Below are 14976 nucleotides of genomic sequence, written 5' to 3' on the forward strand. Positions count from 1 at the left end.
CGGTCGGCGTCACCACCACGAACGCAGCATCAGCTCCAGGCCCAGCAACAGCAGGAAGCCGAGGAAGCAGGCACGGAACACGCGCGCACTGATGCGCTGGCGGATCACCTGCCCCAGCCACATGCCCAGCAACGCCGGCAGCACCGCCAGCGCGCTCAACCCCAGCTGCTGCACGCCAAACGCACCATTGAGCACCAGCCCGGTGGTCAGCGAGATTGTCGATACGGTGAACGCCAGGCCCAGTGCCTGCACCAGCTCCTCGCGCTGCAACCCCAGCGACTGCAGGTACGGCACCGCCGGCATGACGAACACGCCGGTCGCGCCGGTGACCACGCCGGACACCGCCCCGACCAGCGGCCCCAGCCAGCGCTCGCGCCGCTGCGGTACGCGGAACACCGGCGCCACCAGCGCGTACAGCGCATACACCATCAGCGCCACGCCCAACGCGGCGCGCGAGGCATCACGATCCACCCGCACCAGCAGCGCGGCCGAACCCAGCGTCACCACCACCACGGCCAGCATCATCGGCCACAGCCGCCGCAGGGTGCGGCCCAGTGATGGCCCGGACAGCAACTGCCAGGCATTGGTGACGAAGGTAGGAATGAACAGCATCGAGGCCGCCGCCACCGGCGACAACGCGCCGCCCAGCAATCCCATCGCCACCGTCGGAAGGCCCATGCCGGTCACGCCCTTGACCACCCCGGCCAGCACGAACACCACCACCAGCAATCCATAGAAGTATGTCGTCTCGTTCATGCCGCCATTGGAGCCGGCGCCGCAGGCGCGCACAATGCGGTCTTCCCGCCTGCGCCTTCGGACCAGCCGAAGGCAGGGCCGAGCGGAGCAAACGACATGCGTCTGGACATTGCCGATCTGCGCCTGTTCCTGGCGGTGGCCGAAGCCGGCAGCATCACTGCCGGCGCGGTGGAGGCGAATCTGGCACTGGGATCGGCCAGCGAACGCCTGCGCGCCATCGAAACCGACGCTGGCACGGCGCTGCTCACCCGTCACCCGCGCGGCATCAGCCTCACCGAAGCGGGTGCCGCACTGGCCCATCACGCGCGCCTGATCCTGCAGCAGCAGGCGCAGCTGCGCGGCGAACTGCAGGCGTTCGCCCACGGCGCTCGAGGCACGCTGCACCTGTACGCCAACACCGCGGCATTGACCAACTATCTGCCCGCGCGACTGGCCCCATGGCTGGCAGAGCGCCCTCGCCTGCGCGTGGAACTGCACGAACGCACCAGCAATGAAGTCGTGCGCGCGATCCGTGCCGGCCAGGCAGAGGCCGGCATCATCAGTGATGCTGTTCCCGCCGATGGACTGCGTCGTCATGTCGTTGCCGAAGACCCGCTGATGATGATGCTGCCGGCAGGCCATCGCTTCGCCGCCCGGCGTTCGCTCGACTTCAGCGATGTGCTGGGCGAGACCTTTGTTGCCCTGGCCGACGGCAATGCGCTGCAGACCTATATCGAAGAGCTGGCGGCAGAGGCCGGACGCACGCTCGACGTGCGCATCCGCATGAAGACCTTTGAAGGCCTTTGCACGATGGTGGGCCATGGCATCGGCGTGGGCATCGCGCCGCGCACGATCGCGCGGCAACATCGACGGGCCACCGGCATCGTCGCCGTTGCACTCGGCAACGCGTGGGCACAACGCCGGCTGTGCGCCGCGTTCGCCGACTGGAAATCACTCTCGCCACCGATGCGCAGCCTGCTGCTGCATCTGGATGTGGACGCGGAAGCCGGTGCAGAAAAAAATGTGTGAAATGGTGTTGACACATATCCAGCCTTCCTGCAAAATTCTCCTCCTGAGTCGCCCAGGTGGCGGAATTGGTAGACGCACTAGCTTCAGGTGCTAGCGGGGGCAACTTCGTGGAGGTTCGAGTCCTCTCCTGGGCACCATGACTCAGACAATGATCAAACCCGCGCAAGCGGGTTTTTTCATGTCCAGCGTTTGCCGGGATCACGCGCGTCCATCCACGCATGGCGTGGATCTACTGGAATTCGCATGCATGCGTGGATGCAGTGCAAACAAAAACCCCGCCTTCCGGCGGGGTTTTGTTTTTCAGCAACAGCGATCGATCAGTGCCCGCCACCGGCGGCAGCACCCGCGCCCGCACCGAAGGGCGGCTTGGCCAGCCACAGGAACGAGATGATCGCCAGGAAGATCCAGCCCAGCAGGAAGAAGATGTCGTTGAAGCCCATCTGCGATGCCTGGTGGTTGATCATGTTGTTCAGCACCGCCGCACCATGTTGCAGGTCGCCCTGCCCCATCGCCGCCACCTGGTCCTGCATGCCCGGCTGATAGGCCGAGATGTGCTCGGTCAGGTCCGCGTGATGCACCTGCGTGCGACGCGCCCAAAGCCAGGTGGTCAGCGAGGCGGCGAAGCTGCCGCCCAGCGTGCGCAGGAATGTGGCCAGGCCCGAGCCGGCCGCAATCTCACGACCATCCAGGTCCGACAGCAGGATCTGCAGCACCGGCATGAAGAACAACGCCACGCCGATGCCCATGATCAGCTGCACGCCGGCCACATGATTGAAGTCCACCTGCAGGTTGAAACCCGAACGCAGGAAGCTGGTCATCGACAGCACCACGAACGCGATCGTGGCCAGCATGCGCATGTCGAAACGCGATGCGTACTTGCCCACGAACGGGGTCATGATCACTGGCAGGATGCCGATCGGCGCCGTCGCCAGGCCTGCCCATATCGCGGTGTAACCCATGTCGCGCTGCAACCACTGCGGAATCAGCAGGGCCACGCTGAAGAACGCGGCGTAGGCCACCACCATCGCCAGCGTGCCGGCGCGGAAGTTGCGGTGCCGGAACAGCTTCAGGTCGACGATCGGGTCCTTGTCGGTCAGCTCCCAGATCAGGAACACGGTCAGCGCCACCACGGCCACGCAGGCCAGTACCACGATCTTCATCGACGAGAACCAGTCTTCGTCGTTGCCCAGGTCGAGCACCAGCTGCAATGCGCCCACGCCGATCACCAGGGTGACCAGGCCGACGTAGTCCATCTTCGGCTTCTCGACGTGCTCGGGGCGACCCTTCAATTGGTTGCCCACCACCAGCGCAGCGAAGATGCCCAGCGGCACGTTGATCAGGAAGATCCATTCCCAGCTGTAGTTGTCGGTGATCCAGCCACCGAGGATCGGACCGCAGATCGGCGCCACCACGGTGATCATCGCCAGCAGCGCCAGCGCCTGCCCGCGTTTCTCCCGTGGATAGATCGAGACCAGCAGCGACTGGGTGATCGGGTACATCGGGCCGGCGACGAAGCCCTGCAGTGCACGCGACAGCACCAGCATGCCCATGCTCTGGGCCAGGCCGCACAGCAGCGAGGTGATCACGAAGGCCAGCGTGGCCCACACGAACAGCTTGCGCTCGCCGAAGCGACGGCTGAGCCAGCCGGTCAGCGGCAGCGCGATCGCGGTGCTGACCGCGAACGAGGTGATGACCCACGTTGCCTGCTGCGAACTGGCGCCAAGATTACCGGCGATGGTCGGCAGCGAGACGTTGGCAATGGTGGTATCGAGCACCTGCATGAACGAGGCCATCGCCAGGCCCACGGTGCACAGGGCCACACTGGGTGGCAGGAAGCCGGCGGCCGCACCCGGCGCCGCCGGTGCGCCCGGAGAGCCGGGCGCAGCTGGAGCTTGTGCGGACATGGCCGACCTCAGCTCGCCTTGGACTGCTGCGGCAGGTTGCCCTGGATGATCGTGTGGATCACCTCATCGGCATCGTGCAGCTGCTTGGCATACACGTCGGTGTCGAACACCGTGCCCTTGGCGGCTGCGCTCGGCAGCACTTCGCCCTTCTGGTCGCGCAGGCTCACCTCGGCCTTCATCGACAGGCCGATGCGCAGCGGGTGTTCGGCCAGCTGCTTGGCATCGATGGCGATGCGCACCGGCACGCGCTGCACGATCTTGATCCAGTTGCCGCTGGCGTTCTGCGCCGGCAGCAGCGAGAACGCCGAGCCGGTGCCCAGGCCCAGGCTATCGATGCGGCCCTTGTACTTGACGTCGCCGGCATACAGGTCCGACTTCAGCTCCACTTCCTGGCCCAAGCGCATGTGCCGCAGCTGGGTTTCCTTGAAGTTGGCTTCGACCCACATCTGCTCGGTCGGCACCACCGCCATCAGCGCATTGCCCGGCTGCACGCGCTGGCCGACCTGCACCGAACGACGGGCGACATAGCCGGTGACCGGCGCGACGATGCCCGAACGTGCGTTGTTGAGGAAGGCCTGGCGCAGCTGCGCGGCGGCAGCCTGCACATCCGGCTGGGTGGCGATCACGGTGTCATCGACCAGTGCGCGGTTGCGCTCGACGGTCTCGCGCGAACCGGCCACGGCCGCTTCGGCAGCCGCCAGTTCATCGCGGGCGTGGGCCAGTTCTTCGTTGGAGATGGCGCCGGTGGCGGCCAGGCCCTTGCGGCGTGCGAAGTCGTCGCGCACGCGCTTCAGGGTCACCTGGCGTGCGTTCAAGTCCGCCTGCGCACCTTCGACGCTGCGGTACAGGCCGCGGGTCTGGCGCACGGTCTTGGCCAGGTTGGCTTCGGCCTGCTGCAGGGCCACCGAGGTATCGGCCGGGTCCAGCTGCACCAGCAGCTGGCCGCGCTCCACGCGCATGCCGTCATCGGCGTTGATGGCGACCACGGTACCGGCCACCAGCGGGGTGATCTGCACCTGGTTGCCCTGCACGTAGGCGTCGTCGGTCTCTTCGAACCAACGGCCGAACATGAAGTACCACAGCGCCAGTGCCGCCAGCAGCAGCACGACGATCACGAACAGGCCGCGCAACAGCTTGCCGCGGCGGTTGGGGGCGGCGGGGGCCGCAGTGTCTTGGGTCTGGCTCATGGCAGGCGTCTTCAGGAATGCGAGGAATCGGAATGGGAAGCAAGCGGTGCGGCATCAGCGTCACTGGGCTGGAAACCACCGCCGAGCGCCTTGCTCAGGCGCACCGAGGTCTGCAGCTGCTGCGACTGCAGGCCGGCCAGCTGCTGCTGCGATTGCAGCAGGGTGGACTGCGCGGTCAACACGTCCAGGTAGCTGCCGATGCCGGCGCGATAGCGCTGCTGGGCCAGGTCGAACGCGGCGCGTGCGGTATCCACCGCCTGCTGCTGCGACTGCGCCTGCTGCGCCAGTGAGCGCACCGCGTTGACCTGGTCGGCCACGTCGCGCAGTGCGTCGAGCACCGCCTGGTTGTAGTTCGCTACGGCCAGGTCGTACTGCGCATCGGTGTTGGCCAGGTTGGCGCGCAGCTTGCCGCCTTCGAAGATCGGCAGGCTCAGCGCCGGGCCGATGTAGGCGAAGCTGGAACTGCTCTGCAGCAGGTCACCGACATTCGGTGCGACCACGCCGGCCAGCGCGGTCAGGTTGAGGCTCGGGTAGAACCGGGTCTTGGCGACCTTGATCTGCTTGTCGGCCGCTTCCACCCGCCAGCGCGCGGCGACGATGTCGGGGCGACGACCGAGCAGTTCGCTGGGCACTACACCCGGCAGCTGCAGGGCCAGCGGGTTCATCGCCCGCGGGCGTTCGATCGACAGGCCCCGGTCCGGGCCCTTGCCGACCAACGCGGCCAACGCAGTGCGTCCCGCATCGATGCGCTGCTGCGCCGCCAGCAACTGCTGCTGTGCGGCCGGCACACGGGCTTCGGCCTGGCGTACCTGCAGATCACTGTCGATGCCGGCGCTGCGACGCTGACGGGTCAGTTCCAGCGACTTCTGCGAGCGCGCCAGCTCTTCTTCGGCCACGTCGTTGAGCTGCCAGGCGTAGGCCAGGTCGGTATAGGCCTGGGCGATGCCGGTGGACAGGTTCAGGCGTGCGGCCTGGGCCTCGACGGTAGCGGCGTGGGCGCCGTCCACGGCGGCCTCCCAGGCGGCGCGCTTGCCACCCCAGAGGTCGATGCCGTAGCTGAAATCGAAGGCGACCTGGCTGCTGCCGGCGTAGTGGCCACCGATTTCATCGCCGGCCATCGATTCGGGCAGGCGCAGGCCGGTGTAGCCACCGGACACGGACAGGCTTGGCAGGCGATCAGCGCGTGCGGTGCCGACCTGTGACTGTGCCTGGCGCAGGCGGGCGTCGGCGGCGTCCAGGCTCGGATGGCCGGCCAGGCCTTCGGCGATCAGCGCATCCAGCTGCGCATCGCCCAGTGCCTTCCACCAGTCCTGGGCGGGAAAACCGGCGGCGCTCAGATCGCTGTCGGCCAGGGTGCGTTCGCTGTGCAGGCTGCCCACGTCGAGCACGTGGCCCTGCGGGTTCAGGCCGCGGCTGCTGGCGCAGGCGGCCAGGGCCAGGGCCAGCGCTGAAACCAGCAGCGCGCGCCCGGAGCGGCGGAGAGTGGGATACGGGATCGGGTTCATGGGGTCGTCAAGGAATCGCGGATTCGGGTCAGGAGGGACAGCAGCTGCGTGCGTTCGTCGGCGGACAGATCGCGCAGGGCGTAATCCATCACCGCGTCGCCGCGCAGCTTCAACCGCGCCCACAGCGCGCGGCCTTCATCGGTCAATACGATCTGCAGCGCACGCCGGTCCTGGGCATGCGGCTCGCGGCGCACGCAACCGAGCGCTTCCAGCTTGTCCAGCAGGCGGGTGACCGCGCTGGGCACCTGGTCGATGGCCTGGGCCAGCTCGTTGGCCGTGCACGGCGCCATGTTCGAGAGCACCTTCAGCCCGATGTAGTGGGTGAAGCCGATGCCGAGGTCTTCCTCGGCCATGGACGCGTCGAGCTGGCGGACCAGGCCGTCGCGCACCTGGCGCAGCAGCAGGCCGAAGCTGGGGGGAGTGGTTGCAGGACAGATCATGGGGGAGCATTCTCTTCCAAAAAAAATATTTCTCAATGGAAATATTCGATCTGGCATCAAATGCTGTGTTGCAGCAGTGGGCTGGATCAGGTGAAGGCGCCACCTTAATGGCGCTCCCAACTGGCCCGGTAGTACAATCCAGCCAATGAATGTCACATTCAAGCCACCCCCAGCCCACGTGAAGGCGGGCGAACCCGGACCGGCCACCCTGCTGCGTGAAGAAGCGCTGGACTGGTTCGAGCGCAATGACGGCCCGCCGGTCATCGCCTTCCGCTTCGACAGCCCGCAGGGACTGGCCCGAGAAGTGGACTGGCATCACCACGTCCGCGCGCAGCTGATCTGCGTCGAACGCGGCCTGCTGACAACACGCACCTCGCATGGCACCTGGTCGCTGGCGCCAGGCTCGGCAGGCTGGATGCCACCGGCCGAACCGCATACGGTCCACATCGATGGCCCCCTGCGCGGCTGGGGCATGGTGCTGGCCGCACCGCTGTGCGCCGAATTGCCTGCCGACCCGTGCGTGCTGGGCATCTCGCGGCTGGCGCAGGCGGTGGCCGAACGCATCTGCGACTGGCCGCAGGACTACGAAAGCACCGCCGAGCGGCAGCACATCATCAACGTGCTGCTGGACGAGATCCGCACCGCGCCGCGCCAGCGCATGCACCTGCCGATGCCACGCGACCGGCGCCTGCTGAAGATCGCCTCACAGCTGCTGGCCGACCCGGCCGACGAGCGCGGCCTGGCGCAGTGGGCGCATTGGGCCGGCCTGTCGCCGCGCAGCCTGACCCGCCATTTCCGCGACGAGACAACGCTGAGCTTCGCCCAATGGCGCCAGCAGGCGCGGCTGGCCGAGGCGCTGCGGCAGCTCAGCGAGGGCCGCAGCGTGGCCGATATCGCCCACGCGCTGGGCTTCAGCAGCGCCAGCGCCTTCGTCACCGTGTTCCGGCGACACTTCGGGCTACCGCCCGGACGCTACCTGGCACGGGCCGGCCACGGCCTGGAACCGGGCCTGGATCCTGCACGCGGCTTGGCATCCCCCGCCGCATCCGGATAATCACTGGATTGAGAGCGGCGACCGCCGTCACCGCCTCCCGACATAGGTAACAACGCCGCATGACCGATCTTGCCCGCCCCGTGTTCCACGGTTTCGAACAACTGCCGCTGCGCGAATACGCCGAACGCGCCTACCTCGACTACTCGATGTACGTGGTCCTGGATCGCGCCCTGCCGTTCCTCGGCGACGGCCTGAAGCCGGTGCAGCGCCGCATCATCTATTCGATGAGCGAGCTGGGCCTGAATGCCGCGTCCAAGCCGAAGAAGTCCGCGCGTACCGTCGGTGACGTCATCGGTAAGTACCACCCGCATGGCGACAGCGCGTGCTACGAAGCGCTGGTGCTGATGGCGCAGCCGTTCTCGTACCGTTATCCGCTGATCGAAGGCCAGGGCAACTTCGGTTCCAGCGACGATCCGAAGTCGTTCGCGGCGATGCGTTACACCGAATCCAAGCTGACCCCGATCGCCGAAGTACTGCTGGGCGAACTGGGCCAGGGCACCACCGACTGGGCACCGAACTTCGACGGCACCCTGCAGGAACCGACCTGGATGCCGGCACGCCTGCCGCATCTGCTGCTGAACGGCACCACCGGCATCGCCGTGGGCATGGCCACCGATGTGCCGCCGCATAACCTCAACGAGATCGTCAGCGCGCTGCTGCACCTGCTGGACGATCCGGACGCCAGCGTGCGCGACCTGTGCGAGCACGTGAAGGGTCCCGACTACCCGTCCAATGCCGAGATCATCACCCCGGCCAACGACCTGCGGAACATGTACGAGACCGGCAACGGCAGCGTGCGTGCGCGTGCGACCTACATCAAGGAAACCCACAACGTGGTGGTCACCGCGTTGCCGTTCCAGGTGTCGCCGTCGAAGGTGATCGAGCAGATCGCCGCGCAGATGCGCGCCAAGAAGCTGCCGTGGCTGGAGGACATCCGCGATGAGTCCGACCATGCCAACCCGGTGCGCGTGGTGCTGGTGCCGCGCTCGAACCGCGTCGACGCCGAGCAGTTGATGGGCCACCTGTTCGCCACCACCGACATGGAGCGCAGCTACCGCGTCAACCTCAACGTGATCGGGCTGGACGGCCGTCCGCAGGTGAAGAACCTGAAGACGCTGCTCAGCGAGTGGCTGGCGTTCCGCAGCAGCACCGTCACCCGCCGCCTGCAGCACCGCCTGCAGAAGGTCGAGCGTCGCCTGCACCTGTTGGAAGGCCTGCTGGTGGCGTTCCTCAACCTGGACGAGGTGATCCACATCATCCGTACCGAAGACGAACCGAAGGCGGCGCTGATCGCGCGCTTCGGCCTGTCCGAAGACCAGGCCGAGTACATCCTGGAAACCAAGCTGAAGCAGCTGGCCCGCCTGGAAGAAATGAAGATCCGCGGCGAGCAGGACGAGCTGGCCAAGGAGCGCGAGAAGATCCTCAGCATCCTCGACAGCAAGGCCAAACTGAAGAAGCTGATCCGCGACGAGCTGCAGGCCGATGCGAAGAAGTTCGGCGACGAGCGCCGCTCGCCGCTGGTGCAGCGCCAGGCCGCGCAGGCCATCGACGAGACCGAGCTGGTACCGAGCGAGCCGATGACGGTGGTGATGTCCGAGAAGGGCTGGATCCGCGCCGCCAAGGGCCACGACATCGATGCCTCGACCCTGTCCTACCGCGATGGCGATGCGCTGCAGGGTGCAGTGCGTGCGCGCAGCACCCAGCAGGTCGCGTTCCTCGACAGCGAAGGCCGTGCCTACTCCACGCCGGTGCATACCCTGCCCTCGGCACGCGGCAACGGTGAACCGCTGACCGGCCGCTTCTCGCCGGCCGCAGGCACCAGCTTCGTGACCCTGGCCAGCGCCGAACCGGATACCCGCTTCGTGCTGGCCTCGACCCACGGCTATGGTTTCGTCACCCGCTTCGAAAACCTGATCGGTCGCAACAAGGCCGGCAAGGCGATGCTGAACCTGTCGGCGGGCTCGTCGGTGCTGACCCCATCGGTGGTGGCCAACGTCGCTACCGACCGCATCGTCGCGGTGACCAGTTCGGGCAACCTGCTGGCGATCGCCGCCAACGACCTGCCGGAACTGGACAAGGGCAAGGGCAACAAGATCATCGAGATCCCCAAGGCCAAGCTCGCCACCGAACGCGTGGTCGCCATCGTGGCAATCAGCCCCGGCCAGACCCTGCAGGTCCGCAGCGGCCAGCGCACCATGGGCCTGAAGTTCAACGAACTCGACGCCTATCTGGGCGCCCGCGCCACCCGTGGCCATCTGCTGCCGCGTGGCTGGCAGAAGGTGGAAGGGTTGTCGGTCGAATGACGGTAGGTGTCAACCTTGGTTGACACGCCTTGCCCGGCAATCGGGAACCCGCCGGGCATGGCCCGGCGCTACCGGGAACGGAGCATCAGACACAAAAAAGCCGGGGCATTCCCCGGCTTCTTTGTTTGTCGGCTGGCGGGCGGTGGAGCAGCTGGCGGGCGAAGGCTGGCTGGCGGTGCTCCGGTGCTGGCGGGCGACGTTGCTTTGCGCTCCTGGTAGAGCCGACCGCTGGTCGGCTGCTCTGCTAAATGCAGCCGACCAGCGGTCGGCTCTACCGGGTAGTCACCGGGCATGACCCGGCGCTACGACAATCGTGGTCAGTGCGCCGGGGCGCCGCTGCCGTCGATCTTGCTCAGCTGGTACAGCTCCAGGCCGATGCGCTTGATCAGGCCCAGCTGCTGCTCCAGCCACCATGCGTGGTCTTCCTCGGTGTCCTTCAACTGCGCCAGCAGCATGTCGCGGCTCACGTAGTCGCCCTTCTCCTCGCACAGCTTCATGCCGGCGGCGAGGTTGTTGCGCACCGCGTATTCGGTGTCCAGGTCCTTGCGCAGCATCTCCTCCACGGTCTTGCCCGGCTCGGTGGCATGCGGGCGCATGTCCGGGTCGCCGCCCAGGAACAGGATCCGGCGCAGCAGCGCGTCGGCATGCTGGGTCTCTTCTTCCATCTCGTGGTTCAGGCGTTCGTACAGCGCGAACAGGCCCTGGTCCTCGTAGCGGCGGGAGTGGATGAAGTACTGGTCGCGGGCGGCGAGTTCGCCGCGCAGCAGTTCCTTCAGGCAGGCGATGACGTCCGGGTTGCCTTTCATGGGGGGAGCTCCTGTGAATCGATGGCGCCCATGGTGCCCCATCTGGAAATACGGTGATCTAATCGGAATCAGTCGCAGTTGCGCCTGCGGCTACAATCGGCCGACATGCTCGGAAAGGACCTGCAATGCGTCGTACGTGGCGGTGGATTCTGGGTGTGCTGGTGGCAATCGTGCTGCTCGCGGTGCTGGTCCTGTGGTTGCTGCTGCGCGGCAGCCTGGCCGAACTGGACGGCGAGCGCCCGTTGCCCGGGCTGGTCACAAAGGTCACCGTAGAGCGCGATGCGCTGGGGGTGGTCACCATCACCGCCGGCAACAAGGCTGATGCCCTGCGGGCGCTCGGCCGTGTTCACGCGCAGGAACGTTATTTCGAGATGGACCTGATGCGGCGCAGTGCCGCGGGTGAACTGTCCGCGTTGTTCGGGGCGAAGGCGATCGAAGCCGACAAGCGCATGCGCGTTCACCGCCTGCGCGCGCGTACCGAGGCCCATCTGCAGGACGCACTGGGCAGCGACCCTGCGGCCGTGCGCGCCTACGTGGACGGGGTCAACCAGGGCCTGGGCAGCCTGGCGGTGCGGCCATGGGCCTATCTGCTGCTGCGGCAGGCGCCCCGACCCTGGCGGGCCAGCGACAGCGTGCTGGCAGGCCTGGCCATGTACGCCGACCTGCAGGACCCCAGCAACCAGTCCGAACTCGCCCTGGAGCGCATCCGCTCGGTGGTGCCGCCGGCCCTGTATGCCCTGCTGGCGCACGACGGCAGCGAGTGGGATGCGCCGCTTGCCGGCGCTGCCCGCGGCAACGCCCCCCTGCCTGATGCCAGCCAACTGGACCTGCGCACGCTGAAGGCCGCGACCGGCGCGACTGCCGAGGATGCCGACGCGGTCGGCAGCAACAATTTCGCCGTCTCCGGCGCACTGACCGCCGATGGCCGTGCGATCGTCGCCGACGACATGCACTTGGGCCTGCGCGCGCCCAGCCTGTGGTTCCGTGTGCGCCTGCGCTACCCCGATCCACAGGCCGCGGGTGGCCAGGTCGACGTCAGCGGGTTCTCGCTGCCGGGCGTGCCGGCGGTGATTGTCGGCAGCAACGGCCACGTGGCCTGGGGCTTCACCAACAGCTACATCGACACTGCCGACTTCCGCACCGAGCCAGCGGACGCTGCAGTGACCGTGCATGAGGAACGGATCGTCGTGGCCGGCGCTGCCGACGTGCGTTTCCCGGTACGGGAAACCGCGTGGGGGCCGATCCTGCACACCCACGCCGATGGCAGCGGCGACGCCCTGCGCTGGGTCGCGCAGTTGCCGGGCGCGGTGCGCATGGACTTCGCCGACATGGCACGGGCCGCCGATCTGGACCAGGCCCTGCAGATTGCCGACCACGCCGGCATTCCCGCGCAGAACCTTGTGATCGGCGACCGCAGCGGGCGCATCGCGTGGCGCCTGGTCGGCGCGCGGCCTGACCGTGGCCCGGACTGCACGCCACTGGGTTTCAATGAAAATCAGGCCAACCAGGGCTGCGCACCCTGGCCGATCCGCAGCGACGCCGCGCCGAGCCTGATCGATCCTGCTGCGCATCGGCTGTGGACCGCCAACAGCCGCGTGGTGGACGAGGCGACCTTGGCCACCGTCGGCAATGGCGGCTACGACCTCGGTGCACGCGGACGGCAGATCCGCGACCTGCTGGCCACGCAGGAGCGTTTCGACGAACACGACCTGCTGGCAATCCAGCTGGACGACCGCGCGGTGTTCCTGCAGCGCTGGTGGGTGCTGCTGCAGGAGGTGATCGAGCACAGCGACGATCCGGCACTGAAGCGGTTGGGCACGGTAAGCGGCCATTGGGATGGTCGCGCCGCGATCAATTCGACCAGCTACCGGGTGGTGCGCGAATTCCGTACACAGGTGCTCGACACGCTGACCGATGCGCTGCTGGCACCGGCCCGGGCGCAGCTGGGCGAGGACTTCCTGGCACCGCGCTTGGCGCAGCTGGAAGGCGTCGCCTGGCCGATGCTGGAACAGCGCCCCGCCAACCTGCTGCCGCCCGCGTACGCGAGCTGGGATGCGCTGCTGGCTGATGCTGCACGTCGCACCGAAGCGGAGCTGTCCAAGCAGGGGCCGCTGGCGCACCGCAGCTGGGGCGAGCGCAATACCGCAGCGATCTGCCATCCGGTGGCGCGCGCCCTGCCTGCCTTCGCCAGTCGCTGGTTGTGCATGCCGGCCGATCCCCTACCCGGCGACCGTGACATGCCGCGTGTACAGACACCGGCCTTCGGTGCCTCGCAGCGGATGGTGGTCTCGCCCGGCCACGAAGCCGACGGCATCGTGCACATGCCGGGCGGGCAGAGCGGCCATCCGCTATCGCCTTACTGGGGCGCGGGACATGAGGATTGGGTGCACGGTCGCCCCACCCCGTTCCTGCCCGGCAAGGCAGAGCACACGATGACGCTGGCACCGGTGAAGTAGCGCCGGCCGCTGGCCGGCGACCGCCTGATGCCCGACTCGTGTGCGTGGTTGCCGGCCAGCGGCCGGCACTACTACGCCATCCGGCTGAGGGGATGGCCCTGTGGAGCCGCTCGGCGCGACCGGGTCAGGCCCTGCGGCGCTCGATCAGGTTCAACAGCGGCCCGGTCATTGCGGTGGTCACCAGCGCCATGATCACCAGCACCGCGAACAGGCGGTCGCCGAGCAGGCCCAGCTCGTAGCCCAGGTTGAGCACGATCAGTTCCATCAACCCGCGGGTGTTCATCAGCGCCCCCAGTCGCCACGCTTCGCGCGAGGCCATGCCGGTGCTGCGCGCCGCACTCCAGGTGCCCAGCAGCTTGCCCACCGTGGCCACTGCGATCACCACCACGCACAGCAGGATGTCGCTGCCCTGCAGCGCGTCGGCACGCATGCGCAGGCCGGTCATGGCGAAGAACAGCGGCAGCAGCAGGGTCACCGCGAACGGTTCGACCCTGGCCACCAGCAGCTGACGCAACTGCGCGTTGGACGACACCGCCACGCCCGCAGCAAACGCGCCGAACAGCGCGTGGATGCCGAGCACTTCGGTAACCAGCGCACTGGCCAGTGACAGCAGCAGGATGCCCAGCAGCCAGCTCCCTTCGCGGCCCGGCGCGATGGCCTGGCGGGCAAACCACGGCTTCACCAGCCCCAGCATCAGTGCGATGAACGCCACCACGCACAGCAGGTTGAGGCTGGCCGGCAACCAGCCAGTGGCCTGCGCTGCGGCCACGATCAGCGCCAGCAGACACCACGCAGTCGCATCGCCCAACGCCGCGCAGGCGATGGCGGTCTGCCCCAGCGATGTGTGGGTGATGCCTCGATCAGCAAGGATGCGCAGCAGCACCGGAAAGGCGGTGATGCTCATCGAGATGCCGACGAACAGCGCGAACGCGGTAAAGCTCACGCCTTGCGGGCCATGCTGCGGATACAGCCAGATCGCCAGGACCACGCCAAGCACGAACGGCACCGCGATGCCGGCGTGGCTGACGGTGAAGGCAAATCGGCGACGCCCACGCAGCGCACCCAGATCCAGTTCGGCGCCGGCCACCAGCAGGAACATCAGCACGCCCAGTTGGCTGAGCATGCCCAGCGGCCCCAGCGAAGCGGCGGGGAACAGCGCGCCGTGCACCTGTGGCAGCAGACTGCCCAGCAACAGCGGCCCCATCATCAGGCCAGCGGCCATCTCGCCGATCACGGCCGGCTGGCCGAAACGCTTCAACAGTGCGCCCGCGCCCTTGGCGACCAGCAACAGCACCAGCAGCTGCAGCAGGAACCGGCCCAGCGGCGAGGCCAGGTGATGCGCCCAATCACTGCCGACCACGGCCTCGGCCTTGCTGGCCACCGTCGGCAGCCCGGGCCCGGCATAGCGGGCCAGCAGCAGGCCGACCAGCAGCGGCACGCCGGCCCAGACAAGGTAACGCCACGCCCACTTCGTCGGCCGCACGGGATCTCCGGTCTGTACGTCCATGAACATTCCCCAATGTGCAGGGCGCCGATGATACGTCGCAAGAAGGGGAC

General features: G+C 67.5%; 11 protein-coding genes and 1 tRNA gene. 5 read left to right on the forward strand and 7 right to left on the reverse strand.

What is annotated here, in order from left to right; genetic code table 11:
- Window positions 1–9 precede the first annotated feature (9 nt).
- Complete coding sequence (locus tag AB4Y98_RS03070; protein WP_442243744.1) at window positions 10–756, reverse strand: sulfite exporter TauE/SafE family protein; 747 nt, start codon at window positions 754–756, stop codon at window positions 10–12.
- 96 nt (window positions 757–852) lie between these two features.
- On the opposite strand from AB4Y98_RS03070, the gene AB4Y98_RS03075 reads away from it, so the two are divergent.
- Together AB4Y98_RS03075 and AB4Y98_RS03080 are read left to right on the forward strand one after the other, a co-directional pair.
- Window positions 853–1764, forward strand: a complete 912-nt coding sequence (locus AB4Y98_RS03075; protein WP_442243745.1) for a LysR substrate-binding domain-containing protein — start codon at window positions 853–855, stop codon at window positions 1762–1764.
- A gap of 50 nt (window positions 1765–1814) precedes the next feature.
- A tRNA-Leu gene (locus tag AB4Y98_RS03080) sits at window positions 1815–1901 on the forward strand.
- Between the two features lie 180 nt (window positions 1902–2081).
- Here the strand turns inward: AB4Y98_RS03080 and emrB are convergent.
- Genes emrB through emrR form a run of 4 tightly spaced genes read right to left on the reverse strand, consistent with a single transcriptional unit; the run spans window position 2082 to window position 6800 of the window.
- On the reverse strand, window positions 2082–3668 hold the full coding sequence (gene emrB, locus AB4Y98_RS03085; RefSeq protein WP_442243746.1) for a multidrug efflux MFS transporter permease subunit EmrB: 1587 nt from the start codon (window positions 3666–3668) through the stop codon (window positions 2082–2084).
- A gap of 8 nt (window positions 3669–3676) precedes the next feature.
- Complete coding sequence (gene emrA / locus AB4Y98_RS03090; RefSeq protein WP_025877623.1) at window positions 3677–4855, reverse strand: multidrug efflux MFS transporter periplasmic adaptor subunit EmrA; 1179 nt, start codon at window positions 4853–4855, stop codon at window positions 3677–3679.
- 11 nt (window positions 4856–4866) lie between these two features.
- Window positions 4867–6360, reverse strand: coding sequence for a multidrug efflux transporter outer membrane subunit EmrC (emrC, locus tag AB4Y98_RS03095; protein ID WP_442243747.1), 1494 nt, complete (start codon window positions 6358–6360; stop codon window positions 4867–4869).
- A complete protein-coding gene (emrR, locus tag AB4Y98_RS03100) occupies window positions 6357–6800 on the reverse strand; it encodes a multidrug efflux system transcriptional regulator EmrR (RefSeq protein WP_025877626.1) in 444 nt (147 codons plus the stop codon). Before emrR ends, emrC begins: the two co-directional genes overlap by 4 nt.
- 145 nt (window positions 6801–6945) lie before the next feature.
- Between emrR and AB4Y98_RS03105 the strand changes: the two genes are divergently transcribed.
- Window positions 6946–7854, forward strand: coding sequence for an AraC family transcriptional regulator (locus AB4Y98_RS03105; protein WP_363730916.1), 909 nt, complete (start codon window positions 6946–6948; stop codon window positions 7852–7854).
- Window positions 7855–7913: 59 nt separating this feature from the next.
- The gene (parC, locus tag AB4Y98_RS03110; protein WP_363730914.1) at window positions 7914–10157 is read left to right on the forward strand and encodes a DNA topoisomerase IV subunit A; all 2244 of its coding nucleotides are present in this window, start codon (window positions 7914–7916) and stop codon (window positions 10155–10157) included.
- 317 nt (window positions 10158–10474) lie between these two features.
- Here parC and bfr read toward each other — a convergent pair whose 3' ends face one another.
- Window positions 10475–10963 carry a bacterioferritin gene (gene bfr, locus AB4Y98_RS03115; protein WP_025877631.1) on the reverse strand — a complete coding sequence of 163 codons (489 nt, stop codon included), beginning with the start codon at window positions 10961–10963 and terminating at the stop codon, window positions 10475–10477.
- Between the two features lie 125 nt (window positions 10964–11088).
- Between bfr and AB4Y98_RS03120 the strand changes: the two genes are divergently transcribed.
- A complete protein-coding gene (locus AB4Y98_RS03120; protein WP_442243748.1) occupies window positions 11089–13419 on the forward strand; it encodes a penicillin acylase family protein in 2331 nt (776 codons plus the stop codon).
- 124 nt (window positions 13420–13543) lie between these two features.
- On the opposite strand, the gene AB4Y98_RS03125 is transcribed toward AB4Y98_RS03120, so the two are convergent.
- Window positions 13544–14932 carry a cation:proton antiporter domain-containing protein gene (locus AB4Y98_RS03125; RefSeq protein ID WP_442243749.1) on the reverse strand — a complete coding sequence of 463 codons (1389 nt, stop codon included), beginning with the start codon at window positions 14930–14932 and terminating at the stop codon, window positions 13544–13546.
- Window positions 14933–14976: the final 44 nt, after the last annotated feature.

Origin of the sequence: Stenotrophomonas sp. 2YAF26 (genome assembly GCF_052114625.1) — a bacterium.
GTDB lineage: Bacteria > Pseudomonadota > Gammaproteobacteria > Xanthomonadales > Xanthomonadaceae > Stenotrophomonas > Stenotrophomonas indicatrix.